Genomic DNA, 22,707 nt, shown 5'->3' with positions numbered 1-22,707 from the left:
CCGTTGTGTCACTTTTCAAATCCGCGTCCACCGTTTCCCTGTTCACGCTGGTTTCCCGGATCACCGGTCTGGTGCGGGAGCTGCTGGTGGCCTCGACGTTTGGCGCCAGCGCCATGACGGACGCCTTCAACGTCGCTTTCCGCATTCCCAACCTGTTCCGTCGCCTGTTTGCCGAGGGCGCATTCAGCCAGGCGTTTGTGCCGGTGCTGGCCGCCAGCAAGGCCCAGCACGGCGAGGCGGCCACCCAGGTGCTGGTCAACCGGGTCGCCACCCTGCTGGCCTGGGCGCTGCTGCTGACCTGTGTGATCGGGGTGGCGGCGGCCCCGGTGCTGGTCTGGCTGATGGCCAGCGGGCTCAAGCAGGAGCCGCGCGGTTTCGAAGCGGCGGTATTCATGACGCGCTGGATGTTCCCCTACATCGGTTTCATGTCGCTGGTGGCCCTGTCGGCCGGCATTTTGAACACCTGGAAGCGTTTTGCCGTGCCGGCCGCCACACCGGTGCTGCTGAACCTCTCCATGATTGGCGCGGCCTGGTTCGGTGCGCCCTGGCTCAAGACCCTGGGCATTGAGCCGATTTACGCGATGGGCGCCGGCGTGATGTTGGGCGGAGCCCTGCAGCTGGCGGTGCAGGTGCCGGCCCTGCTGCGGATCGGCATGTTGCCGCGCATGGGCCTGGGCTGGACGGCCATCCGCAACGCCTGGGCCGACCCCGACACCAAAAACATCGCCCGCCTGATGATGCCGGCGCTACTGGGGGTCAGCGTGGCGCATGTCTCCACCATCATCAACACCCAGATCGCCTCGCACCTGACGCCCGGCAGCGTCAGCTGGCTGACCTACGCGGACCGCCTGATGGAGTTTCCCACCGCCATGCTGGGTGTGGCCATCGGGGTGGTGCTGATGCCGCAGTTGGCCGCCGCCAAGGCCGCGGGCGACGGTGACGCCTATTCCGCCATGCTGGACTGGGGCCTGCGCATCGTCGTGCTGATGGCCGTGCCGAGCGCTGTCGCGCTGCTGACCTTTGCCCAGCCGCTGGTGGCCACGCTGTACCACTATGGCGCCTTCACCGACCGCGATGTGCAGCAGACCACGACGGCGCTGATGGGCTACGGTGCCGGCCTGGTGGGCCTGGTGGCCATCAAGGTGCTGGCGCCCGGTTTTTACGCGAGCCAGGACATCCGCACGCCCGTGAAAATTGCGCTGGTGGTGCTGGTGATCACGCAGCTGCTCAACCTGGCCTTTGTGCCGCTGCTGCAACACGCCGGGCTGGCCCTGGCCATCGGCATAGGCGCGCTGATCAATGCGCTCTGGCTGCTGATCGGCCTGCGCCAGCGCGGCAGCTACAAGCCGTCGCCCGGCTGGGGCATGTTCTTGTTGCAGGTGCTGGCCGCCACGGCGCTGCTTGCGGTCTTTTTGATGTGGTCCGCCCAGGCTGTCAGCTGGACCGGGTTGCGGGCCGAAGCCTTCAAGCGAATCGGGTTGCTGGCCCTTGTCCTGCTTGCGTCAGCTGCTATTTATTTCGGAGCACTTTGGGCCACCGGCCTGAAAGTGCGAAAGTTGATGCGGCGCTGACGGTTTTCCGGCGCTGGCACTCGCGTCGGCCGACGCTTTGTGAGAAAGTAGCGGCATGCCTCTCAATCTCGATGTTCCGTCGCCCCTGCAGTACTTTGCCAGCCTGGTGCAAAGCGATGAGCATTTTCCGCTGCTGGAAGCGGCGGTCAGTGTGGCCCAGGACGAGTACCCTGATCTGGATGTGGAGCAGGTGCTCGGCGATGTGGACCAGCTGCTGGCCCGCCTCAAGCGCCGCTTGCCGTCGGACGCCTCGGCCCTGCAGCGGCTGCGGGCGCTGAACCAGTTCTTCTTCCGCGATCTGAACTTCGGGGGCAACGTCAATGATTATTACGATCCCGACAACAGCTACCTGAACGCTGTGCTGAAAACCCGGCGCGGCATTCCGATCTCGCTGGCGGTGCTCTGGCTGGAACTGGCCGGCGGTGTCGGGCTCAATGCCCGCGGCATTGCTTTTCCGGGCCATTTCATGGTCAAGGTCAACCTGCCCAAGGGCCAGGTGGTGATCGACCCCTTTACCGGCCAGTCGCTGAGCCGTGAAGAGCTGGCCGAACGGCTCGAGCCGTTTCGCCAGCGCAGCGGCTTGGTGGACGACTTCGAGGTGCCGATCGGCCTGTACCTGCAGTCGGTGCCGGCGCGCGACATCATCAGCCGCATGCTGCGCAACCTCAAGGAAATCCACAAGACCCAGCAGGACTGGCCGCGGTTGATCGCCGTGCAGGACAGGCTGATCGTGCTGCATCCCGATTCCTGGCCCGAGTACCGCGATCGCGGCCTGGCGCTGGCCGAGCAGGGTGAGGCCGGACGCGCCGTGCCGGACCTGGAGACCTACATCGCGCATGCCGAAGACGCACTGGACCTCGACGTCATCGCCGACCGCCTGGCCCGCTTGCGGCGCCAGAAAAGCTGACCGGATGGCTGGTGCGGGGCCGCACGCAGCAAGTGATCGCGGGGGATTTTTTCGAGCATGGGCCGAGGGGCTGGAGCCTGCGGCTCCAAAGCTGCTTGAGCAGCTTTGGACAGGCGACAGAGGCGAAGCGTCTCGCGAGCCGCGGCCTGCAAGGCCTCGGGCGCTACACGCAGTGAGCAACCGTGGGGGCTCTGCTAACCGCTGCGTTTCAAAAACTGTGGAATCTGCGGGCTGTCGGCTGCGCGTGCGGGGCGGACCAGGGTGGGGGCGACCGGGGGGCTCGCCGGGGCGGGGGTGGTGCGACCGGCGCTCAGGGTGGACATGCGGCCGCCCTGGACCATGGACTCCTGGGCCGGCATCAGGCTGCCCGGCAGCGAACCCAGCCGTTTGGACACCACTTCGCCGGGCGCTTTCAAGGGTGATGCCGCACCTTTGGGCGCCAGGGTGCGTGCCGGGGGGCGCACCACGCCTGCCCCGTCGTTGGCGGCTTGGGGCGGGTAGAGCTGGGGCTTGAGCCACTGAAGGATGGGCGCCCACTGGGCCAGATCTGCAGCGGCCAACTGGGGCTGCAGGTCAAAAATCGTCAGGCCGCGCTCCAGGCTGCGCACGTAAAGCTGCGTTTCGCGCAGGGCGCCCAGAAAAGGCACGCCCAGCGATTCCGACCATTCTTCGAGGGTTTGCGCGGCATTGGTGCGCCCGTCGATACGCATGCCGACCACCGCCAGGCGGCAGCGGCCGCTGGCCACGCGCGGCATGGTCATCAGTTCGGCGTGGCAGGCTTCGGCCGATTCGCGGTCGAACATCGAGTTGCACACCGGCATCACGATGGCGTCGGCAAACATCACGACGCGAGCGAGTTCAAAGCCGTGCATGCCGCCGGGGGTGTCGAGCACGACGTGGGTGATGCCGGTCGGCACACGCAACATGTTTTTCTGGTCCACCGCCCAGGGCGCGATGGCCGGCAGCGAGCCGTCGCGCCGTTTCAACCAGGCACGCGCCGACTGCTGTCGGTCCACGTCGCCAAGCATGACGGAGCTGCCATTGCGCGCGCACCATGCCGCGATGTGGGCGGCCAGTGTGCTTTTGCCACTGCCCCCCTTGCGGTTGACGACTGCGATGACCGGCATGAACGCTCCAGAATCGGGTAGAAGGAACAGTTTGATACAAATTGCCTCAAAAGTCCAGTCTGCCCAATGAATGCGGGCGCAAGCAGCTAGTATTTTTGTAGCAAAAAAGTCTTATTCAGGGGGAGGCCGCGGCCGCATCGCGGACCCGCGCCCCGCGCCAGCACCCCAGCAGCGCCAACGCCGCCAGGCTGAAGACCGCACCCGCCACAAAGGTCACCGGGGCGCCCAGCTGGTCCCACAAGACCCCGGCCACCGTGCTGGCCAGCAGCATGGCCAGGCCGCTCATCAGGTTGAAAAACCCGAAGGCGGTACCGCGCAGGTCGGCCGGTGCGGCGTCGGCCACCATGGTGGCCAGCAGGCCCTGGGTCATCGCCATGTGCAGGCCCCACAGCGCAATGCCGGCCCAGACAAAGGTCCAGTGGTTGCCCGAGGCCAGCACCACATCGGCGGCGATCAGCACCACCAGCCCCGCTGCCAGCAGCCTGGTGTGGCTCATCTGGTCCGACAGCTTGCCGAAGGGGTAGGCGCCCAGGGCGTAAACGACGTTCATGCCGATCAGCACCAGCGGCGTCCAGGCGATGGGCAGGCCGCCCTGCAGCGCGCGCAGCACCAGAAAGGCTTCGCTGAAACGCGCGAGGGTGAAGACGGCGCCAATCACGACCACGCGCCAGTACGGGGCGCCCAGCCGCCGCAACTCGTCCCGGCTGATCGGGTTGCGGCGTGGCGCCGCGGTTTTGTCCTGTGCCGGCGCAGCCTCCTGTACGCCGAACAGCAGCAAGGCCACCGCCATGAAACCCGGAACCATGGCGACCCAGAAAATCGCCCGGAAGTCGTTGGCCCAGAGCAGCATCAGGCCCATGGCGAGCAGCGGCCCGACAAAAGCGCCCACGGTGTCGAGCGACTGGCGCAGCCCGAAGGCCGCACCGCGCATGCCGGGCGGGGCCAGATCGGCTACCAGCGCGTCACGCGGCGCGCCGCGTATGCCTTTTCCGGTACGGTCGATCAGGCGGGCGGCCAGCACCATGCCGGTGGTGGTGGCCAGCGCAAACAGGGGTTTGGAGGCGGCGCCCAGGCCGTAACCCAGCACCGCCAGCGGCTTGCGCCGGCCCCAGTAGTCGCTGAGCACGCCCGAGAAGACCTTGACGATCAGGGCCGTGGCCTCGGCTACACCTTCAATCAGGCCGACGGCCCACATGCTGGTGCCCAGCACCGTCACCATGAAGACAGGCAGCAGGCTGTGGATCATCTCGGAGGAGATGTCCATCAGCAGGCTGACAAAACCCAGTGCCCAGATGGCGGCCGGAAGCCGCCGTGGCGGGATGGGGGGTGTGCCGGGCATGGCGGGGTTGTCCGTGCGGTCTGTAGCGCCTGCCCCGTGCCTTGCGTCCTGGGGCCTGGTTCTAGCTGACCGCGACCGCGGCGCCGTCGCCCTGAGGTGCAATCACACCGATTTCATACACCTGCTCGCCGGCGTCGCGCAGGGTTTTTGCGGTGGCCAGGGCGCTGGCGGCATCCACCACCACCACCATGCCGATGCCGTTGTTGAAGGTGCGGTTCATCTCGAAGTCGGAGATGGCGGCGGTTTTCTGCAGCCAGGCAAACAGCTCGGTCTGCGGCCAGCTGCCCTTTTTCAGATGGGCGGCCGTGCCTTCGGGCAACACGCGCGGAATGTTTTCCAGCAGGCCGCCGCCGGTGATGTGGGCCAGCGCCTTGATCGGGTGGGCGGCCAGGGCGGCCAGCACGTTTTTCACGTACAGGCGGGTCGGCTCCATCAGGGCCTGCCTGAAGGGTTTGCCGTCCAGCGTGGCGGGCAGGTCGGCGCCGGCGCGTTCGATACATTTGCGCACCAGGCTGAAACCGTTGGAATGCACGCCGCTGCTGGCCAGGCCCAGCACCACGTCGCCGGGCTTGACATCCTTGCCGGTCAGGATTTTGGACTTTTCAACGGCACCGACCGCAAAACCGGCCAGGTCGTATTCGCCCTCGGGGTACATGCCCGGCATTTCGGCGGTTTCGCCGCCTATCAGTGCGCAACCGCTGAGTTCGCAGCCTTTGGCAATGCCGCCGACCACGGCTGCGGCGGTGTCCACATCAAGCTTGCCGCAGGCGAAGTAGTCCAGAAAAAACAGCGGCTCGGCGCCCTGCACCAGCACGTCGTTGACGCTCATGGCCACCAGGTCGATGCCCACGGTGTCGTGCATGGCCCATTCGAACGCCAGGCGCAGCTTGGTGCCCACGCCGTCGGTGCCGCTGACCAGCACCGGCTCCTTGTAGCGTTTGGGCACCTCGAACAGCGCGCCAAAGCCGCCGATGCCGGCCAGCACGCCTTCGCGCATGGTTTTCCTGGCCAGGGGCTTGATGCGTTCAACCAGGGCGTCGCCCGCGTCGATGTCAACGCCGGCGTCTTTGTAGCTCAGGGGGGAAGAGGAGGAGGTGGTCATGCTGCTTGAGTGGTGGGAAGGGGCCGGCGGGACGGACATGCAAGCCCGATAGAATCCAAGCCAAGATTCTAAGGGTTCACCCCCGTCCGCCTGCATGCAATTTACTTCTGCCCAAAAACGTACAGCCGCCTGGTGCCTGATCGCGGCCCTGGTGATGCTGGCGTTGTGGCTGCTGGGGCCGGTGCTCACGCCTTTTGTGGTGGGTGCCGTGCTGGCCTATGTGCTGACGCCGGTGGTGAACTGGCTCGACGGCCTGGGTCGCGGACGGATGCCGCGCGTGCTGGCCGTCCTGATCGTGGAGACCCTGTTCATCCTGGTCTTGCTGTCCATCCTGCTGCTGGTGGTGCCGATTTTTGCCAAGGAACTGCCGCTGCTGCGCGAGCAGTTGCCGCTGCTGGCCGATCGTGTCAACAACGCCCTGGGGCCGTGGCTGGCGCAGTTCGGCATCACCGTGGCGCTGGATGTGGCCAGCATCAAGGCCTTTGTCGTGAAGTACCTCAGTGCCAACTTTGAAGATGCCTTCGGCTCGGTCCTGTCTTCGCTCAAGCTGGGCGGCAGCGTGGCGCTGGCCATCGTGGGCAATGCCGTGCTGATTCCGGTGGCCCTGTTTTTCCTGCTCAAGGACTGGGGCCGCTTCGTCGGCCTCGTGGTCGAGCTGGTGCCGCCCAAGCTGCGCGCTTCATTTGACAGCTTCATGGACGAGGCGGATGCTGTGCTCGGTCAGTACCTGCGTGGCCAGTTGCTGGTCATGGGCGTGCTGGCGATCTATTTCAGCGTGGCGCTGGCGCTGTTCGGGTTCGACCTGGCCGTGCCGGTCGGTGTTTTCACCGGCCTGGCGTTTTTTATTCCCTACCTGGGCTTCGGGCTGGGGCTGGTGCTGGCGCTGCTGGCCGGCGTCCTCCAGTTCGGTGGCCTGTATGGCGTGCTGGTGGTCGCCGGCGTGTACGGCGCGGGGCAACTGGTCGAGAGTTTGTACCTGACGCCGCGGCTGGTCGGTGAGCGTATCGGCCTGCACCCGCTGGCCGTCATTTTTGCCCTGCTGGCTTTCGGGCAGCTGTTTGGCTTTCTCGGCGTGTTGATTGCCTTGCCGGCCAGCGCCGTGCTGCTGGTCGGCATTCGTCGCGTGCGCGCCGGCTACATGGCCAGCAAGCTGTATCAAGGCTAGAACATGGCCCCCACGCTTGTCACTTCGTGTACCTTCGGTGGTGCGCTGCCCCTTGCACGAATAGGAGGGGCCGCTGCGCCTGCGGCCCGGCAAAGCCGGTTCCGCAGCCCCTGCTTGAAGGGGAGATTTTCGCCACGTTCGAGCCTCGCCCGAGGGTTGCAAAGATGAAACAGATCGCACTGGACATCGGGCTGGCATCGCCACCGTCGTTCGCCAATTTTTTTGCCGGCCCCAACGAGGCGGCGCTCCGGCACCTGGAACTGTGGGCCGGCAACAGCCTGCGCTCCCCGGTGCCGACCTACCTGTGGGGGGAGCCCGGCAGCGGCAAGACCCACCTGCTCAAGGCCGTCAGCGAGGCGCTGCGCGAGCAGGGCGCGTCGGTGGGCTGGCTCGATGCCTCCATGCTGGAGCCGCCCGAATTCAATGAAAAATGGGCGGCGGTGATCATGGACGACTGCCACCTGTACACCGCGGTGCAGCAGCAGGCGGCCTTCAACTGGTTCGTCAATGCCCTCAATGCCGCCGACGGCCACCCGCGCTGGGTGCTGGCGGCTGGCAACGCGCCGCCGGCCGATCTGGCCCTGCGCGAGGATCTGCGCACGCGCCTGGGCTGGGGCCATGTGTTTGCGCTGCAGGCCCTGACCGAGACGGAACGCCGTGCGGTGCTGCGCCAGGAGGCCGACGCGCGTGGCGTGTTCCTCAGCGACGAGGCCATGGATTTCATCCTGAGCCGCTTCTCGCGCGACCTCGGCAACCTGATGCAGCTGCTGGACCAGCTCGACGCCTACGCGCTGCAGACGCAACGCGCGATCACCATTCCGCTGATCAAATCCATGCTGGAGACCCTGTGACATCACGCCCTGGCGCCGCAAAACGGCGCATCGCCCTGTTCGACCTCGACCACACGCTGATTCCCATCGATTCCGACTACGAGTGGGGCGAGTTCACGATTGCACTGGGCTGGTGCGAGGGCCACGAGTTCAAGCGCCGCAACGCCGAGTTTTTTGCCCACTACCAGGCCGGAACGCTCGACATCCATGACTACGTGCGTTTTGCCACCCAGGCCATCCGGGAGCAGGGCGCTACAAAATCAATAGCTGCTCACGCCCGTTTCATGGGCGAAATCGTGCAAAAAGGCATACAAGCCACGGCGCTGGATCTGGTCCGCGGCCACCAGGCGGCAGGGGACGACACCGTGATCGTCACCGCCACCAACGAATTCGTGACCCGGCCCATCGCCGAGGCGTTCGGGGTGACCGAGCTGATTGCGGTGGAACTCGAGCGCGACGCCGCCGGCCAGCTGACCGGTGAAATCCGCGGCACCCCGTCTTTCCGGGAAGGCAAGGTAGCCCGGGTCCAGCAATGGCTGGCCGACCGCGGGCTGCACTGGGAGGCGGTGGAAAGCACTTTTTACAGCGATTCCATGAACGATCTGCCTTTGCTGGAAAAAGTCACCCACCCGGTGGCCACCAACCCCGACGAGCGCCTGCGGGCGATTGCCACCGAGCGCGGATGGCGCATACTTGAGCTGTTCTAACTGCCGTGGACGGCCGGCCTTGCCCTGCAAGCGCGGTCTGTCCGGCAAAATCTCCTGATTCCATGATCAAAAAATTTATCGACAAGCTGTTTGGCAAGTCCGCCAGTCCCGCCAGCGGTGCCACCCGGTCCAAAAAATCAGTTTTCGGGGAGCGCCGCGAAGTCGGTCCCCAGGACCATGCGATCAACCCCAAGCTGGTCGATGAGCGCGCGATGGACGTGGTGCACACCCTCAAGCGGGCCGGCTACGAGGCCTTCATCGTCGGCGGTGCGGTGCGCGACCTGCTGGTCGGCCTGCGTCCCAAGGACTTCGATGTGGCCACCGATGCCACGCCCGAGCAGGTCAAATCGCTGTTCCGCCGCGCCTTCATCATCGGCCGGCGCTTTCGCATCGTGCATGTGATTTACGGCCGCGGCCGCGAACACGAGGTGATCGAGGTCTCGACCTTCCGCGCGCATCTGGACAGCAGCCTGGCCGAGCAGGTCGGCGGCAACGAGCGCACCAGCAAGAGCGAACTCGCCGGCATGAAACACGCCGTGGACGCCTCCGGCCGCGTGCTGCGCGACAACGTCTGGGGCCCGATGGAAGAAGACGCCGCGCGGCGCGACTTCACCATCAACGCCATGTATTACGACCCGGAGACGCAGATCGTGGTCGACTACCACCACGGCATCCGCGACGCGAAGAAAAAAATCATCCGCATGATTGGCGATCCGGCCACGCGTTACCGCGAAGACCCGGTGCGCATCATCCGCGCCGTGCGTTTTGCCGCCAAGCTCAGCGATCTGGGCTTCAAGTTTGAAGAAAAGACCGTGGCGCCGCTGCGCGAGATGAAAGGCCTGCTGGCCGATGTACCGCAGTCGCGCCTGTTCGACGAAATGCTCAAGCTGCTGCAAACCGGCCACTCGCTGGCCAGCATCGAGCAACTCAAGTTCCTGGGCCTGAACACCGGCATCTATCCCCTGCTCGATGTGGTGGTGGATACGTCGGAAGAGCCCTTCCTGCAGCTGGCGCTGCTCGACACCGACCGCCGCGTGGCCGAAGGCAAGCCGGTTGCGCCAAGTTTTCTGCTGTCCTGCGTGCTCTGGGCCGATGTGCGCGAAGGCTGGGCCCGGCGCCTCAAGCGCGGAGAGAACACCATGCCCGCGCTGCAGGACGCGATCGACGATGCCTTCAACGCGAAGATTGGCGATGTGTCGGGTCGCGGCAAGCTGGGCACCGACATGCGCGAAATCTGGACCATGCAGCCGCGTTTTGAAAAACGCACCGGCAGCTCGCCTTATTCGCTGCTGGAGCAGCCACGCTTTCGCGCGGGCTTTGACTTCCTGCGCCTGCGCGCGCAGACCGGCGAGATCGAACCCGAGCTGTCCGAGTGGTGGGAGAAATTCAGCACCGCCTACGACGACGAGCGCCACGAGATGATCGAGCAGGCCAGGCTCGAACAGTCGAAAAAGCCGCAGCCGCCGCGCACCCGCGTCAAGCGCGCCGAAGGTGACGCGCCGCGCAGCGACGATGCCGGCCATGGCCCGGCACCTGCGCCCGAAGCCGGCGAATCCGGTGAACCCGCGCCCGCCAAAAAGCGCAGGCGCCGCCGCAAGCCGGCCAACCGCGAAGGCGGCTCGGCTGCATCGACAGGTCCGGCTTCCGACACCCCGACCGACTTCTAAGTCAGCCGGCCATGGGGACGGCCCTGCGCCCTGAGCGGTCCGATGGTGTCACGGCTTATGTCGCGCTGGGCGCCAACCTCGGTGACGCCGCCGCGGCGGTGCGGTCGGCCATGGATGCCCTGGCGGGCCTGCCGCTGACCCGGGTGAGCCGCCGCTCCAGCCTGTACCGGACCGCGCCGCTGGCTGACGCAGGCGACACGCCCGGCCCGGCTGCCGGCGGCGACTACATCAATGCCGTGGTGGAAGTGCAGACCGCCCTGAGCGCGCCCGAGCTGCTGCGCCAGCTGCAGGCCCTGGAACAGGCCGCCGGCCGCGAGCGGTCCTACCGCAACGCACCGCGCACGCTGGATCTCGATCTTCTTTTGTACGGCAGCGGCCGCATCGATTCAGCCCGCCTCACCGTGCCGCATCCGCGCATGCATCAGCGCGCGTTTGTGCTGGTGCCGCTGGCGGAAATTGCGCCGGCGCTGGTGCCGCAGGCGCAGCTCGAGGCGGTGGCGGATCAGGCGATCCAGCGTCTGGACGCTTGAGGCCTGAGGCGACCCGTTTCAGGGCGCCAGGCGCTCGCGCAGCCAGCCCGCCTCGACCTGGGTGTAGCGCAGCCGGTCATGCAACCGGCTTTTGCGGCCCTGCCAGAACTGCCAGTTGTCGGGCTTGAGCCGGTAGCCACCCCAGTGCGGCGGCCGTGGCGGCTGCAGCAGGAATTTCGCGCCGTACTTCGCCGCATTGGCCACCAGCACGCTGCGGCCGGAGATCACCTGGCTTTGCGGGCTGGCCCAGGCGCCGATGCGCGAATCCAGCGGCCGGCTGTGGAAGTACTCGTCGCTTTCCTCGGCGGACACTTTTTCGACCCGACCTTCGATGCGCACCACGCGCTCGAGCTCGACCCAGTGAAACTGCAACGCGGCGAAGGGGTTGGCGGCCAGCTCCTGGCCCTTGCGGCTCTCGTAATTGGTGTACCAGACAATGCCGCGCTCGTCATACCCTTTGATCAGCACGACGCGGGTCGAAGGACGTCCGTTGGCGGCCACCGTGGCCACCGTCATCGCATTGGGCTCGGGCACCTCGGCCGCGATGGCTTCCTTGATCCACTGGTCAAATTGCTGCAGCGGGTCGGCATGCGAGGCCTCTTCGTTGAGTTCGGCGCGTTCGTAGCTTTTGCGCAGGCTGGCGATGTGTTGGGTAGGCTCTGACATACTGGAAGTATAGGTAGTCCACCATGTCCTTGTCTTCATCGCCCGTCTCCCCCCCGCCTCTTGCGCTGCCCACCGTCATCGTGCTGGCCTCGGGCCGCGGGGAACGTTTCATCGCGTCCGGCGGCCACACCCACAAGCTGCAGGCCCTGCTGGCCGGCAAGCCGGTGCTGCAGCACACGCTGGACGCAGTGATCGCCAGCGGCCTGCCCTGGCACCTTGAGGACGCCGGGCATCCGGGCATGGGTGACTCGATTGCGGCGGCGGTGCGTGCCACGCCGGATGCCACGGGCTGGCTGGTGCTGCCGGGCGACCTGCCGCTGGTGCGCAGCGACACGTTGCGGGCCGTGGCCCGGGCGCTGGCGCAACACGCGGTGGTGATTCCGCTGTACCAGGGCGCGCGCGGCCACCCGGTCGGCTTTGCCGCGGCGTGCCGGGACGGTTTGCTGGGATTAACGGGAAATCAGGGCGCAGCGCCCGTAGTGCGGGCGCAGGAAGCTATGAATTCAGTAGCGGTCCTAGCGCTTGACGATGTCGGCATCGTGACCGATGTCGATACCGTGGACGACCTGGCGCGCGCCGAAGCACTGCTCGCCGCGCGTTGATTTCCCTAATCAAGCAGGGGCCGCGGGTCCGGCTTTGCCGGCCCGCAGGCGCAGCGGCCCCATCGGGGGGCAGGGAGCTACACGCAGTGAGCGACCGTGGGGGCTAACGTATTACCGCACAAGCCAGCCGCGGGCCGGCGTTGCCGGTCGGCTGGGTTTTGTAGTCATCGGGGTCGCGGTGAACAATCAGGCCGCGGCCCACGACGTCGGTCACGCCGCTACCGACAGCCAGAGAGCCTGATTCAAAGTTGAAGCGGGCGACACCGCCGGCATCGGCTTTCAGGCTGGGCAGGTCGCCGGTGTGGTGCATGCCCATGCCGTGGCTGCCATGCGGCGCGCCGGTGGGGTTGAAGTGCCCGCCCGCGCTCATGCCGTCGCCGCTGGAGCAGTCGCCTTTTTCGTGCACATGAAAACCGTGTTCCGCATTCGGCTTGAGGCCACGGATTTCGCCGCTCACCAGAACCTTTTTGCCCTTCTGGACAAAACTGACGCTGCCGCTGGTGGTGTTGCCGGTGGTGGGCTGCAACTGCGCGGTGGCGCGTGGGCCGCTGGGGGTGCTGGCACAGGCGCCAAGCAGGGCGGCGGCCGCAATCAAAAGCATTCTGGAAACCATGTGGAACTCCTTTTTTACAGTGGACGAAGCGGGCACGGCTTGACTCTAGGCCATGCGTCAGGCCTGCGAAGTAGGACAGGATGCCAAGTTGAGCAGCCGGGCCAGGGTGGCATCCGAAATGCCGTGGCTGCGCAGGCTTTCCAGCGTCTGGCGTGCGTAGTCGTGTGTGGTGCCGTAACACCCGCAGGCGCTGGAGAAAATCTGCCGGTAACGCGCCTCGCTGAGTTCGCCGGTGAAGCTGGGGCTGCGCCGTGAGAGGGTGAAGGCCAGCGCCTGGACCGGCCCCTTGTCGGTGTTGCAACGCAGAGAGCGCGGGTCATACACGCCCATGGCCATCTCGCGCAGCCAGAGCCTGGCCACCACGTCCGGCACTTCGTGGCGCGGCACACGGTAGACCACGCCGTGGCAGCTGCCGCCCGAGAGCAGCGCAAACACCAGCCCCGGGCACTCGGGCGTGCCGCGGTTGATGCGGCTCCACATCTTCAGCGCCCGGTGCCAGCCGTGCACCCGCGCGCGCCGCAGTTCGGCAAAGTCGAAATCGGGCCGCCAGATCAGCGACGCGTAGCCGAAAATCCAGAGGTCCTCTCGGCCGCCCCACTGGTGCAGAAAACGCTCCAGCATGGGCGCCGGATCACGCAGGGCGGACAGGTCATGGTGCGGGGGAGTTTCCACAGTCACACTTTACAATGACCGGCTCTCACCGGCGAAGCAGCCGGTTATTTTTTGCGGCCGGCACAGGCGCCGCAGCCTGTGCAGTTTCACGGAGTTTTATCCATGTCTTCCTCATCGGATGATGAACAGCTGGGCCCGGTCCTGGGCCTTGTTTTTGCCATCATTGCCCTCGTGATCGCGTTGGTGATAGGCGCCGCGCTGCAGCGCCGGGGTGCGCCGGCCTTGCCCGCCGTGGCAGGCGCCGCCGCGTTGCCTGTGCTGGCCGCGCCGGTGCCGGCTGCGCCTGCCAGTGCCGCTGCGCCGGCAACAGCGCCATCGGCACAGGCCGTGTCGGATGCCGCCAGCATCACGGTGGAATACGGGGTGGTGAAATTTTATTTTGCGTCGGGCAAGGCCGATCTGGCGCCTGGTGCCGGCGCGGTGCTGGTCGATGTGGTCAGGGCAGCTAAAACCGGCAAGAAGGTGGTCATTGCGGGTTTTCACGACCCCAAGGGCAATGCCGCAGCCAATGTTGAACTGGCCCGCCAGCGCGCACTGGCGGTCCGCGATGCGCTGACAGCAGCGGGTGTGACAGCCAGCCAGATCACGCTGCAAAAACCCGAGCAGGTGGCGGGCTCGGGCAGCGACGCCGAGGCGCGCCGGGTCGAGATCACCTTGCAATAGGGCGGGACGCCAGGGGCGCGCTCAGGGGCCGCGCTACCCGCGCCTCTTGTCCCTGCGTGGTACCCGGTCTGTAACCCGCGCCTTTCCAAAGGTGGGGTAAACAAGTACGATGAGCAGCGTAATAAAGTTACCGACTCATCTTCAGCCACCTGCTTGGCCCACACCCCCCATGACCCTTCATTCCACCGTCGCCGACGTCACCGCGCGCATTCGCGAGCGCAGCCGGGCGACGCGCAGCGCCTACCTCCAGCGCCTGGACGGCGCGGCCACCCGGGCCATCAGTGTTGACCGCATGGGTTGCGGCAACATCGCGCACGCGGTGGCCGGCATGCCGCTGGACGACCGCTTCAAGGTGGTCACGCAGCGCGCGCCCAACATCGGCATCGTGACCGCCTACAACGACATGTTGTCGGCGCACACGCCGCTGCAGCCGTATCCGGACCTGATCAAGTGGGAAGCGCGCCTGCATGGCGCCACCGCCCAGGTCGCCGGCGGTGTGCCGGCCATGTGTGACGGTGTCACGCAGGGCACGCCGGGCATGGAGCTCAGCCTGTTCAGCCGCGATGTGATTGCCATGGCAACCGCCGTCTCCCTGAGCCATGACATGTTCGATGCGGCGCTGATGCTGGGCGTGTGCGACAAGATCGTGCCGGGCCTGCTGATAGGCGCGCTGCATTTCGGCCACCTGCCCATGGTGTTTGTGCCGGCCGGCCCCATGCCGTCCGGCCTGCCCAACAAGGAAAAAGCCCGCGTGCGCGAGCAGGCCGCGCAGGGTCTGGTCGGGCGCGCGGAATTGCTCGAGGCGGAGCTCAAGAGTTACCACAGCCCCGGCACCTGCACCTTTTACGGCACGGCCAACAGCAATCAGATGCTGCTTGAAGCCATGGGCCTGCACGTGCCCGGCACTGCGTTTGTGAACCCCGGCGGCGACCTGCGCGACGAACTCACGCGCGAGGCGGCGCGTACCGTGTTGGGCATCGTGAAATCCTCGAAACGTTTTTCGCCCATCGGGAAAATCGTCGATGAAAAGGCCATCGTCAACGCCATGGTCGCGCTGCTGGCCACCGGCGGCTCCACCAATCACCTGATCCACTGGGTGGCAGTGGCGCGTTCGGCCGGCATCCTGATCGACTGGGACGATTTTTCCGCCTTGTCCGCGGTGGTGCCGCTGTTGACCCATGTCTATCCCAACGGCAGCGCCGACGTGAACCAGTTCCAGGCGGCCGGCGGCACGGGTTTCGTGATCCGTGAACTGCTCGATGCCGGCTTCATGCACGAGGACGTGCTTACCGTGCGCGCAGGTGGCATCCGCGAATACACCCGTGAGCCGGCCATGGACGGCGACAAGCTGGCCTGGCACGAGATGGGCGCGACGAAAGACGAGGCCATCGTGCGGCCGGCCAGCGCGCCTTTCAGCGCCACCGGCGGCCTCAAGCTGCTGCAGGGCAACCTGGGCCGCAGCGTGATCAAGGTCTCGGCCGTGCCCGACGACCGCCATGTCATCGAGGCGCCGGCACGCGTGTTTGATTCGCAGGAGGACCTGCATGTGGCTTTCCGTGCCGGTGAACTGGACCGCGACGTGGTCTGTGTGGTGCGCTGGCAGGGCCCGCAGGCCAACGGCATGCCCGAGCTGCACAAACTCACGCCACCGCTGGCGGTGTTGCAGGGCAAGGGGTTCAAGGTGGCGCTGGTGACCGATGGGCGCATGAGCGGCGCCTCGGGCAAGGTGCCGGCGGCCATCCATGTGTCACCGGAAGCGGCGGCCGGCGGCCCGCTGGCGAAAGTGCGTGATGGCGATGTGGTGCGAGTCGACGCGTTCACCGGCACGCTGGAGGTCAGGATCACAGCCGACGAATGGGCGGCGCGGCCGACCGCGGTCATGCCGCAGGCGCTGCGTGATGCCAATGGTCAGGGTCTGGGGCGCGAACTGTTTGCCGGCATGCGCCGGCACGCGCTGACGGCCGAAGAAGGAGCGTTATCGTGGATGTGAGTATCGATATCCAGGGCCCGCTGACGGCCCTGCAGGTGATGCAGGATGCGGCGGTCATTCCGGTGATTGTGCTGACCGATGTGGCGCACGCCGTGCCGCTGGCGCGAGCGCTGGTGGCTGGCGGGATACGCATGCTGGAAGTGACCCTGCGCACGCCGCAGGCGCTGGCCTGCATCGAAGCGATTGCGCGTGATGTGCCCGAAGCCGTGGTCGGCGCCGGCACGGCGCGCAGTGCGGCCGACGTGCAGGCCTGCGCGATGGCCGGCGCGCGTTTTATCGTCAGCCCGGGCTACACGCATGCGGTGGGCGCGGCCTGCCGCGATGCGCACCTGCCGCTGTTGCCCGGCGTGGCCACGGGCAGCGAAATCATGGCGGCGCAGGAAGACGGGTTCACCGAACTCAAGTTTTTCCCGGCCCTGCAGGCCGGCGGGCTGGCCATGCTCAAGGCCTGGAGCGGCCCGTTTGGTGACGTGACGTTCTGTCCCACCGGCGGCATCACGGCAGCGAACGCGGCCGAGTTTCTGGCACTGCCCAACGTGGTGTGTGTCGGCGGCTCCTGGCTGGTGCCGGCCGATGCGCTGGCGCGCGGCGATTGGGGCCGCGTGACGGAGCTGGCCCGGCACGCCAGTGAGTTGCCGCGGCAAGCGGGTTGATTTCGACTCGAGAAGAATCGTGTGTTGGCCCAATGGATTCGGGCGTATGCAGCTATTGAATTCATAGCGCCTGCTTTTCCGGCCCTGTCATCCCGGACTTGATCCGGGATCCATGTTCGTGGATCACCTGCGTTGTTCTTGCTGTCGTGGTCTGCCGGCAAGCCGGGGGTTGCCCGGCGGCAACTCACTTTTCTTTTGCGTCGCCAAAAGAAAAGTAAGCAAAAGAAAAGGCGACCCGATGGTCTGGGTCAAAGAAAAGGCGACCCGATGGTCTGGGTCCCTCCGCTTCGCTACGGGAAACCTCCGGTGCTCGCCGAAAGCGGGGCCGAGCTCGAACTCGCTTCGCTCAGACAATCGCTCGTCCTGATCCGCTTTCGGCTGCGCTCCTCGGCCCAGCCCGACGGGTGGGGGAATCGAATGCAGGACCGGGGTCGGGATCGTATGCGGGGGACGTGACGCGCGCAGCGCGTCACGTCGTTCTTACGCAGCAGTCATGTTTGCACGCGAGCGCAGCACACGCGGCCAAATGAAGTCCCCCTCCATCGCCCAGCGAGGCGAGGGACGGGATAGGGGAGGGAGTGGGGAGTCGCTCCTACTGCCTTGGGCGAACCGCAGTCGCGGCGTGAAGCCGGCGATCCCCGGGTGCCAGGACGCCAGAGATGCAATGCCCTCAGCGCAGCCCCGCACCACCCGTATCGTTCTTGCGCTCAATCAACTCGATCTTGTAGCCATCCGGATCGGTGACAAACGCAATCACGGTTGTGCCGCCCTTGACCGGCCCGGCCTCGCGCGTCACGTTGCCGCCAGCTGCCTTGATTTTTTCGCAGGCCGCGTAGGCGTCGGGAACGCCCAGTGCAATATGACCATAGGCGGTGCCCATCTCGTAGCTGTCGGTGTCCCAGTTCCAGGTCAGTTCGATCTCGGCCTGGCCCGGATTGCCGCCCTCGTAGCCGACAAAGGCCAGGCTGTATTTGTATTCCGGGTTTTCCGACGTGCGCAGCAGCGTCATGCCGAGCACCTGGGTGTAGAAATCAATCGAGCGTTGCAGCTTGCCAACGCGCAGCATGGTGTGCAGGAGTCTCATCGTGTTTCTCTTCCTTTTGAACAGGTGTTGGCATTGTCCGGCAATCCAGAACCCCCCAACACAACGGGGGAAATTCACGGTTTTCCGGGCGATATACTGGCCAGCTATTTACGCAGCGCCCCTCATTCATGCCCCTGTCTTCCACGACTGATCAGCCTCATGACTGGCTGTGCTCCACCCGCCTGCTCGATCTTGATGATCCCAAACTCCGTATCCAGGCCATGCGCATCACGCAGCTGGCGACCACGCCAACCCGGAAGGCCGTGGCCCTTCATGACTTCGTCAAGTCGCTGCCTTTTGGTTGCGTGGCCGGTTTTGACCATGTACCGGCGGCGGCCGTGCTCAAGGCGGGACGCGGCGACTGCCACACCAAGGGCACGCTGTTTGTAGCCATGCTGCGTTCGGTCGGCGTGCCCGCCCGGCTGCGTTTCGTGACCCTCTCCAGCGGGTTTCTCAAGGGCATCATCGATGTGCCGCAGAGCACCATCACCCATGCCGTGGCGGAGGTTTACCTGGACGCGCGCTGGATACAGACCGACACCTATGTGACGGACTCCCTGCTGGAGGCGCAGGCTGCAGAGTTGCTGAGCCAGACCGGCTGTCTGGTGGGCTACGGCATCCACGTCCGGGGCATGCATTTCTGGGATGGCCGGCATGCCGCGCATGCGCAGTACAACGTTTCCGACCCGGCCAGCCTGCCGCTGCATGACTGGGGCGTGGCGCACGATCCCGAGCATTTCTACAGCAGCAAGGACCATGCGGAGCTGGAGCTCGGCTGGCTGACGCGGGCCAAATGGATGCTCGCCGCCGCGCTGGTGAACCGGCGTGTGGAGCAGGTCCGGACCCAGCCCGGGGCGGCAGGGCAGCCCGCCTAGGAATACCTTCCCGTCCGAAGTTCAGGCCGCTTTTGGCGGCGGCACCTCAAACACCAGGCAGGTGGTGGTGGCGTGGGCATACAGCTTGCCGTCCGGCCCGATGATGCGGGCTTCGGCCGTGGCCATTTGCCGGCCGCAATGGATGACCGTGCCGATCGCACGCAGCGGTCCGGTTTTATGGGACGCGGCCCGCACGATGTTGACGCCGAGTTCCGCCGTGGTGTAGGCGCGGCCGGCCGGCATCATGGTGTGCACAGCGCAGCCCAGCGCCGAGTCCAGCAGCGTGGCGTACCAGCCGCCATGCACCGTGCCCAGCGGGTTGTAATGCTTGAGCTGCGGCGTGCCCTGGAACACCGCTTTGCCGGGGCCGACCTCCACCAGCGAAAAATCGAGTGTGTCGGCAATGTGCGGAAAGGGCAGCTCGCCGGCCAACATGGCCTGCATGATCTCCAGCCCGCTCTTGCCGGCCACCATGGACGGATGGGCCAGGCCCGGTTTGCCGCCGCCGGCCAGCATGCGCTCGACGACGGCGTTGCGCTCCTCGTTCCATAACGCCAATGTTTCTTCCGGGGTCATTGTTTCTCCTTTGATTGCACCTGCAATAATTGTAGCTACAATTATCACATGTCCAGAAAAACCGCTGCCGCCACCCAGGCCGACCTGAAAGCCCTGGGTTGCACCAACCTGAAGCTGCGCCAGCTGATGCGGCGTGTCGCCACCTATTACGACCTCGAGATGGCGAAGTCGGGCCTGAAGACCACCCAGTATTCGCTGCTGTCCCATGTTCTCAAGCTCGGCCCCCTGCGTCCCGGCGAGCTGGCGCAAAGCATGAAGGTCAGCGCCTCCACCCTGACGCGCAATCTCAAACCCCTGATCGATGCCGGCTGGATCGAACTGACCGCTGGCACCGATGCACGCAGCCGCAGTGTGGCCATCACACCGGCGGGCCGTGCCAAACGCGAGGAGGCCCGCCATCGCTGGAAGGTGGCGCAGGAGGGCTTGAACCACCTGCTGGGCGCGCAGCGCGTGCTGGCGCTGCATGGCCTGATCAATGAGTCGCTGGAGCTGCTGTCCCCCGTTGAAACCGGATCCGGAGCCGATGATGAATAAACCTTCCTCTTCCTCGTCTGCCAGGCGGCATGTCGCGCTGTGGCTGGTGCTGCTGGCCGCGGCCGGCACCTTTGCGCTGACCATGGGCGTGCGACAGACCATGGGCCTGTTCCTGTCGGCGCTCAATACCTCGACCGCGCTGGGCATAGGCAGCATCAGCCTGGCCTTTGCGTTTGGCCAGTTGTGGTGGGGGTTGACCCAGCCTTTTGCCGGCGCCGTGGCCGACCGCATCGGCACCGGCCGCGTGATTTTTCTGGGCGTGTTGCTGGTGGCCACAGGCACCATCCTCACGCCGCTGATGACCAGCACGGCGGGCCTGATATTTGCCATTGGTGTGCTCGCCGCGGGTGGTGCGGGCATGGCTGGCCCGTCGGTGCTGATGGCGGCGACCGCACGCCTGGTGCCGCTGGAAAAACGCGGCTTTGCCAGCGGCATCGTCAATGCGGGCGGCTCCTTCGGCCAGTTTGCGATGGCGCCGATCGCGATTGGCCTGACGGCGACCGTCGGCTGGGCCAACGCGATGCAGTGGTTGGGCGTGCTGATCCTGCTGGCGCTGCCGGCGGTGTGGGTGCTCCAGGGCAACTCGAACGCCCTGGCAGCACAGGCCGCGGCAGCCTCCGGCAAGAAAGCACTGAGCGCCCGCCAGGCGATTCGCCAGGCGTTGGCCACGCCCAGTTACCGATACCTGAGCCTGGGGTTTTTCGTCTGCGGATTCCACGTCGCCTTTCTGGCCACGCACCTGCCGGGTGTGGTGGCTGCCTGCGGCCTGCCGCCGGAGATCGGCGGCTGGGCACTGGCCATGATCGGCCTGTTCAACATCGTCGGCAGCCTCGCCATGGGCTGGGCCGTGGGCCGTTGGCGCATGAAGTCGCTACTGGCGCTGCTGTACGCGACGCGCGGCATCGCGGTACTGATCTTTTTGCTGGCGCCGAAAACACCGGCGGTGATGCTGGTGTTTGCCGCCGTCATGGGCGTGACCTTTCTCTCGACGGTTCCGCCGACCGCGGGCCTGGTGGCCAAGATGTTCGGCACGGCCAACATGGCCATGCTGTTCGGCATCGTGATGCTGGCGCACCAGATCGGCGGCTTTTTCGGCGCCTTCCTCGGTGGTTATGTCTTTGAAGCCACCGGCAGCTACGACTGGGTCTGGTACATCGACATCGTGCTGGCCGCGGGTGCCGCCCTCGTGAACCTGCCGATCCGTGAGGCCAAGTTGCCGCGTGCAAGCAGGGCTGCAACATGAACAGCGCCAATGCGTCGAGTACAGCCTCTTCAAGTCAAGCAGGGGCCGCGGAACCGGCTCTGCCGGGCCGCAGGCGCAGCGCCCCCTCGGGGGGCAGCGAACCACACGCAGTGGGGAGCGTGGGGGCTGGTCTTGACCCACGCACGCGGCTGCTGCTCGAAGCGCCGATTGCGCCCACCCTGCTGCGCCTGGCCGCCCCCAATGTGCTGGTCATGCTCGCGCAGGCCGGTGTCGGGCTGATTGAAACTTACTTCGTTGGCAAACTCGGCACCGACGCGCTGGCCGGCATGGCCCTGGTGTTTCCGGTGGTGATGCTGATGCAGATGACCTCGGCCGGCGCCATGGGCGGTGGCATCGCTTCGGCGATTGCCCGCGCCCTCGGCGCACGGCGCAAGGGCGATGCCGATGCGCTGGTGCTGCACGCCATCGTGATTGCCGCCGTGTTCGCGCTGCTGTTCACGGTGGCGGTGCTGGGCGGCGGGCGCTGGCTGTATGCCCGCATGGGCGGCACCGGTGGCGCGCTGGAGGCGGCCATGGTGTATTCCAACTGGGTGTTTGCCGGCGCGGCGCTGGTGTGGATTTTCAACACACTGTCGGCGGTGATCCGCGGCACCGGCAACATGGCGGTGCCGGCCAATGTCACGGTGCTGGGTGCGCTGGTGTTGTTGCCGCTGTCGCCGCTGCTGATCTTCGGTTGGGGTCCGCTGCCCGCGCTGGGCATTGCCGGCGGGGCCATTGCGCTGCTGGCCTATTACCTGGTGGGCAGCCTGGTGCTGGCGGCCTACCTGTGGTCGCCGAAAAGCCTGTTGCGCCCGTCGCTCGCACACATCCGTTTTCGTTGGCCGCTGTTCAAGGACATCCTGCGTGTCGGCCTGGTCGGCACGGTGTCCACGGTCGCCACCAACCTGGCCATAGGCATCACCACCGCGCTGGTCGGTAGTTTCGGCACCGCAGCGATTGCCGGCTACGGCACGGCCTCGCGGCTGGAGTATCTGCTGGTGCCGCTGGTCTTCGGTTTCGGTGCGCCGCTGGTCGCGATGGTGGGCACCTGCATGGGTGCGGGCCAGCGCGAACGCGCGCTGCACGCGACCTGGATAGGCGCGGGCATGGCCTTCGTGATGACCGAAGCCATCGGCCTGTGGGCCGCGGCGTTTCCCAAGGCCTGGCTCTCACTGTTCAACAGCGATCCGGCCATGATCGAAGCTGGCAGCGCCTACCTGCGGGTGGTGGGGCCGGTGTATGGCTTTTTCGGGCTCGGCCTCGCGCTGTACTTTGCGTCGCAGGGGGCCGGGCGGCTGCTCTGGCCGGTGCTCGGCAACCTGGCGCGGCTGGCGGTGGCCCTCGCCGGCGGCTGGCTGGCCCTGCGTTGGGACGGTGGCCTGGCCGGGGTTTTTCTTGCCCAGGCGGTGGCGCTGGTGATCTACGGCGTGCTCAATGCCTGGGCGGTGGCCGGCGGCGCCTGGTTTGGCGGCATCGGCTGGCCGCGCAGCACGGCGGGGCTGCTGAAAAGAATTCCATCAGCCGGGGTTTGAAAAGAAAAAGGCCTCCAGCCCAATAACCACGGGCGCAAGCAGCTATGTATTCAGTAGCA

General features: G+C 66.2%; 23 protein-coding genes. 15 read left to right on the top strand and 8 right to left on the bottom strand.

The window, feature by feature from the left end; all coding sequences use genetic code 11:
• Nucleotides 1-5: 5 nt before the first annotated feature.
• Nucleotides 6-1,571, top strand: a complete 1,566-nt coding sequence (murJ, locus tag B7X65_RS07060; RefSeq protein ID WP_293593589.1) for a murein biosynthesis integral membrane protein MurJ — start codon at nt 6-8, stop codon at nt 1,569-1,571.
• A gap of 55 nt (nt 1,572-1,626) precedes the next feature.
• Nucleotides 1,627-2,478, top strand: coding sequence for a tetratricopeptide repeat protein (locus B7X65_RS07055; protein WP_293593588.1), 852 nt, complete (start codon nt 1,627-1,629; stop codon nt 2,476-2,478).
• A 194-nt stretch (nt 2,479-2,672) separates the two neighbouring features.
• Here B7X65_RS07055 and B7X65_RS07050 read toward each other — a convergent pair whose 3' ends face one another.
• The 3 genes from B7X65_RS07050 to purM all read right to left on the bottom strand — a co-directional run bounded on the left by B7X65_RS07050 (nt 2,673) and on the right by purM (nt 6,046).
• Nucleotides 2,673-3,605 carry a ParA family protein gene (locus B7X65_RS07050; protein WP_293593587.1) on the bottom strand — a complete coding sequence of 311 codons (933 nt, stop codon included), beginning with the start codon at nt 3,603-3,605 and terminating at the stop codon, nt 2,673-2,675.
• Between the two features lie 115 nt (nt 3,606-3,720).
• Nucleotides 3,721-4,944 carry an MFS transporter gene (locus tag B7X65_RS07045; RefSeq protein WP_293593586.1) on the bottom strand — a complete coding sequence of 408 codons (1,224 nt, stop codon included), beginning with the start codon at nt 4,942-4,944 and terminating at the stop codon, nt 3,721-3,723.
• A 61-nt stretch (nt 4,945-5,005) separates the two neighbouring features.
• Entirely contained in the window at nt 5,006-6,046 is a 1,041-nt protein-coding gene (purM, locus tag B7X65_RS07040) for a phosphoribosylformylglycinamidine cyclo-ligase (RefSeq protein WP_293593585.1), read from the bottom strand.
• 94 nt (nt 6,047-6,140) lie between these two features.
• On the opposite strand from purM, the gene B7X65_RS07035 reads away from it, so the two are divergent.
• The 5 genes from B7X65_RS07035 (at nt 6,141) to folK (ending at nt 10,945) form a co-directional block, all read left to right on the top strand.
• Nucleotides 6,141-7,211: an AI-2E family transporter gene (locus tag B7X65_RS07035; protein ID WP_293593584.1), complete on the top strand. Its 1,071-nt coding sequence runs from the start codon at nt 6,141-6,143 to the stop codon at nt 7,209-7,211.
• Between the two features lie 164 nt (nt 7,212-7,375).
• Nucleotides 7,376-8,062, top strand: a complete 687-nt coding sequence (gene hda, locus B7X65_RS07030) for a DnaA regulatory inactivator Hda (protein WP_293593583.1) — start codon at nt 7,376-7,378, stop codon at nt 8,060-8,062.
• Nucleotides 8,059-8,748, top strand: coding sequence for an HAD family phosphatase (locus tag B7X65_RS07025; RefSeq protein ID WP_293593582.1), 690 nt, complete (start codon nt 8,059-8,061; stop codon nt 8,746-8,748). The genes hda and B7X65_RS07025 overlap by 4 nt, the downstream gene beginning before the upstream one ends.
• A gap of 62 nt (nt 8,749-8,810) precedes the next feature.
• The gene (pcnB, locus tag B7X65_RS07020) at nt 8,811-10,415 is read left to right on the top strand and encodes a polynucleotide adenylyltransferase PcnB (RefSeq protein ID WP_293593581.1); all 1,605 of its coding nucleotides are present in this window, start codon (nt 8,811-8,813) and stop codon (nt 10,413-10,415) included.
• An 11-nt stretch (nt 10,416-10,426) separates the two neighbouring features.
• The gene (gene folK, locus B7X65_RS07015; protein ID WP_293593580.1) at nt 10,427-10,945 is read left to right on the top strand and encodes a 2-amino-4-hydroxy-6-hydroxymethyldihydropteridine diphosphokinase; all 519 of its coding nucleotides are present in this window, start codon (nt 10,427-10,429) and stop codon (nt 10,943-10,945) included.
• 18 nt (nt 10,946-10,963) lie between these two features.
• On the opposite strand, the gene pdxH is transcribed toward folK, so the two are convergent.
• Nucleotides 10,964-11,611, bottom strand: coding sequence for a pyridoxamine 5'-phosphate oxidase (gene pdxH, locus B7X65_RS07010; RefSeq protein ID WP_293593579.1), 648 nt, complete (start codon nt 11,609-11,611; stop codon nt 10,964-10,966).
• Between the two features lie 23 nt (nt 11,612-11,634).
• On the opposite strand from pdxH, the gene B7X65_RS07005 reads away from it, so the two are divergent.
• On the top strand, nt 11,635-12,213 hold the full coding sequence (locus B7X65_RS07005; RefSeq protein ID WP_293593578.1) for a nucleotidyltransferase family protein: 579 nt from the start codon (nt 11,635-11,637) through the stop codon (nt 12,211-12,213).
• Nucleotides 12,214-12,316: 103 nt separating this feature from the next.
• Here the strand turns inward: B7X65_RS07005 and B7X65_RS07000 are convergent, their stop codons facing one another.
• Entirely contained in the window at nt 12,317-12,826 is a 510-nt protein-coding gene (locus B7X65_RS07000; protein WP_293593577.1) for a superoxide dismutase family protein, read from the bottom strand.
• 57 nt (nt 12,827-12,883) lie between these two features.
• Nucleotides 12,884-13,447 (bottom strand): gamma-glutamylcyclotransferase, encoded by a 564-nt coding sequence (locus B7X65_RS06995; RefSeq protein ID WP_293594095.1) that lies wholly within the window; start codon nt 13,445-13,447, stop codon nt 12,884-12,886.
• Nucleotides 13,448-13,600: 153 nt separating this feature from the next.
• Between B7X65_RS06995 and B7X65_RS06990 the strand changes: the two genes are divergently transcribed.
• The 3 genes from B7X65_RS06990 to eda all read left to right on the top strand — a co-directional run bounded on the left by B7X65_RS06990 (nt 13,601) and on the right by eda (nt 16,804).
• The gene (locus B7X65_RS06990) at nt 13,601-14,161 is read left to right on the top strand and encodes an OmpA family protein (RefSeq protein WP_293593576.1); all 561 of its coding nucleotides are present in this window, start codon (nt 13,601-13,603) and stop codon (nt 14,159-14,161) included.
• Nucleotides 14,162-14,330: 169 nt separating this feature from the next.
• Entirely contained in the window at nt 14,331-16,151 is a 1,821-nt protein-coding gene (gene edd / locus B7X65_RS06985; RefSeq protein WP_293593575.1) for a phosphogluconate dehydratase, read from the top strand.
• Nucleotides 16,148-16,804, top strand: a complete 657-nt coding sequence (eda, locus tag B7X65_RS06980) for a bifunctional 4-hydroxy-2-oxoglutarate aldolase/2-dehydro-3-deoxy-phosphogluconate aldolase (protein WP_293594094.1) — start codon at nt 16,148-16,150, stop codon at nt 16,802-16,804. The genes edd and eda overlap by 4 nt, the downstream gene beginning before the upstream one ends.
• Before the next feature lie 670 nt (nt 16,805-17,474).
• On the opposite strand, the gene gloA is transcribed toward eda, so the two are convergent.
• Nucleotides 17,475-17,888, bottom strand: a complete 414-nt coding sequence (gloA, locus tag B7X65_RS06975; protein WP_293593574.1) for a lactoylglutathione lyase — start codon at nt 17,886-17,888, stop codon at nt 17,475-17,477.
• Between the two features lie 128 nt (nt 17,889-18,016).
• Between gloA and B7X65_RS06970 the strand changes: the two genes are divergently transcribed.
• Nucleotides 18,017-18,763, top strand: a complete 747-nt coding sequence (locus tag B7X65_RS06970) for a transglutaminase family protein (protein ID WP_293593573.1) — start codon at nt 18,017-18,019, stop codon at nt 18,761-18,763.
• Nucleotides 18,764-18,784: 21 nt separating this feature from the next.
• On the opposite strand, the gene B7X65_RS06965 is transcribed toward B7X65_RS06970, so the two are convergent.
• Nucleotides 18,785-19,339 carry a PaaI family thioesterase gene (locus B7X65_RS06965; protein WP_293593572.1) on the bottom strand — a complete coding sequence of 185 codons (555 nt, stop codon included), beginning with the start codon at nt 19,337-19,339 and terminating at the stop codon, nt 18,785-18,787.
• A 48-nt stretch (nt 19,340-19,387) separates the two neighbouring features.
• Between B7X65_RS06965 and B7X65_RS06960 the strand changes: the two genes are divergently transcribed.
• From B7X65_RS06960 to B7X65_RS06950, 3 genes are all read left to right on the top strand, one after another.
• On the top strand, nt 19,388-19,873 hold the full coding sequence (locus B7X65_RS06960) for a MarR family winged helix-turn-helix transcriptional regulator (protein ID WP_293593571.1): 486 nt from the start codon (nt 19,388-19,390) through the stop codon (nt 19,871-19,873).
• Nucleotides 19,866-21,116: an MFS transporter gene (locus B7X65_RS06955; RefSeq protein ID WP_293593570.1), complete on the top strand. Its 1,251-nt coding sequence runs from the start codon at nt 19,866-19,868 to the stop codon at nt 21,114-21,116. Before B7X65_RS06960 ends, B7X65_RS06955 begins: the two co-directional genes overlap by 8 nt.
• 119 nt (nt 21,117-21,235) lie before the next feature.
• Nucleotides 21,236-22,648, top strand: a complete 1,413-nt coding sequence (locus B7X65_RS06950) for an MATE family efflux transporter (RefSeq protein WP_293593569.1) — start codon at nt 21,236-21,238, stop codon at nt 22,646-22,648.
• Nucleotides 22,649-22,707 lie beyond the last annotated feature (59 nt).

The sequence above is a fragment of the Polaromonas sp. 39-63-25 genome (genome assembly GCF_002278925.1).
Taxonomy (GTDB): Bacteria; Pseudomonadota; Gammaproteobacteria; order Burkholderiales; family Burkholderiaceae_C; genus Polaromonas.
The sequence above is the reverse complement of the archived record's forward strand: the minus strand, read 5'-3'. Positions and strand labels throughout refer to the sequence as shown.

Excerpts from the sequence above, each read along its gene's own strand:
- B7X65_RS07055 (WP_293593588.1), top strand. The coding sequence starts at position 1,627 with ATGCCTCTCAATCTCGATGTTCCGTCGCCCCTGCAGTACTTTGCCAGC.
- B7X65_RS07000 (WP_293593577.1), bottom strand. The coding sequence starts at position 12,826 with ATGGTTTCCAGAATGCTTTTGATTGCGGCCGCCGCCCTGCTTGGCGCC.
- pdxH (WP_293593579.1), bottom strand. The coding sequence starts at position 11,611 with ATGTCAGAGCCTACCCAACACATCGCCAGCCTGCGCAAAAGCTACGAA.
- gloA (WP_293593574.1), bottom strand. The coding sequence starts at position 17,888 with ATGAGACTCCTGCACACCATGCTGCGCGTTGGCAAGCTGCAACGCTCG.
- B7X65_RS06965 (WP_293593572.1), bottom strand. The coding sequence starts at position 19,339 with ATGACCCCGGAAGAAACATTGGCGTTATGGAACGAGGAGCGCAACGCC.
- B7X65_RS06995 (WP_293594095.1), bottom strand. The coding sequence starts at position 13,447 with ATGCTGGAGCGTTTTCTGCACCAGTGGGGCGGCCGAGAGGACCTCTGG.
- B7X65_RS06955 (WP_293593570.1), top strand. The coding sequence starts at position 19,866 with ATGAATAAACCTTCCTCTTCCTCGTCTGCCAGGCGGCATGTCGCGCTG.
- B7X65_RS06960 (WP_293593571.1), top strand. The coding sequence starts at position 19,388 with ATGTCCAGAAAAACCGCTGCCGCCACCCAGGCCGACCTGAAAGCCCTG.
- edd (WP_293593575.1), top strand. The coding sequence starts at position 14,331 with ATGACCCTTCATTCCACCGTCGCCGACGTCACCGCGCGCATTCGCGAG.
- B7X65_RS06970 (WP_293593573.1), top strand. The coding sequence starts at position 18,017 with ATGCCCCTGTCTTCCACGACTGATCAGCCTCATGACTGGCTGTGCTCC.
- B7X65_RS07035 (WP_293593584.1), top strand. The coding sequence starts at position 6,141 with ATGCAATTTACTTCTGCCCAAAAACGTACAGCCGCCTGGTGCCTGATC.
- purM (WP_293593585.1), bottom strand. The coding sequence starts at position 6,046 with ATGACCACCTCCTCCTCTTCCCCCCTGAGCTACAAAGACGCCGGCGTT.
- folK (WP_293593580.1), top strand. The coding sequence starts at position 10,427 with ATGGGGACGGCCCTGCGCCCTGAGCGGTCCGATGGTGTCACGGCTTAT.
- hda (WP_293593583.1), top strand. The coding sequence starts at position 7,376 with ATGAAACAGATCGCACTGGACATCGGGCTGGCATCGCCACCGTCGTTC.
- B7X65_RS06990 (WP_293593576.1), top strand. The coding sequence starts at position 13,601 with ATGTCTTCCTCATCGGATGATGAACAGCTGGGCCCGGTCCTGGGCCTT.
- B7X65_RS07050 (WP_293593587.1), bottom strand. The coding sequence starts at position 3,605 with ATGCCGGTCATCGCAGTCGTCAACCGCAAGGGGGGCAGTGGCAAAAGC.
- pcnB (WP_293593581.1), top strand. The coding sequence starts at position 8,811 with ATGATCAAAAAATTTATCGACAAGCTGTTTGGCAAGTCCGCCAGTCCC.
- B7X65_RS07005 (WP_293593578.1), top strand. The coding sequence starts at position 11,635 with ATGTCCTTGTCTTCATCGCCCGTCTCCCCCCCGCCTCTTGCGCTGCCC.
- B7X65_RS07045 (WP_293593586.1), bottom strand. The coding sequence starts at position 4,944 with ATGCCCGGCACACCCCCCATCCCGCCACGGCGGCTTCCGGCCGCCATC.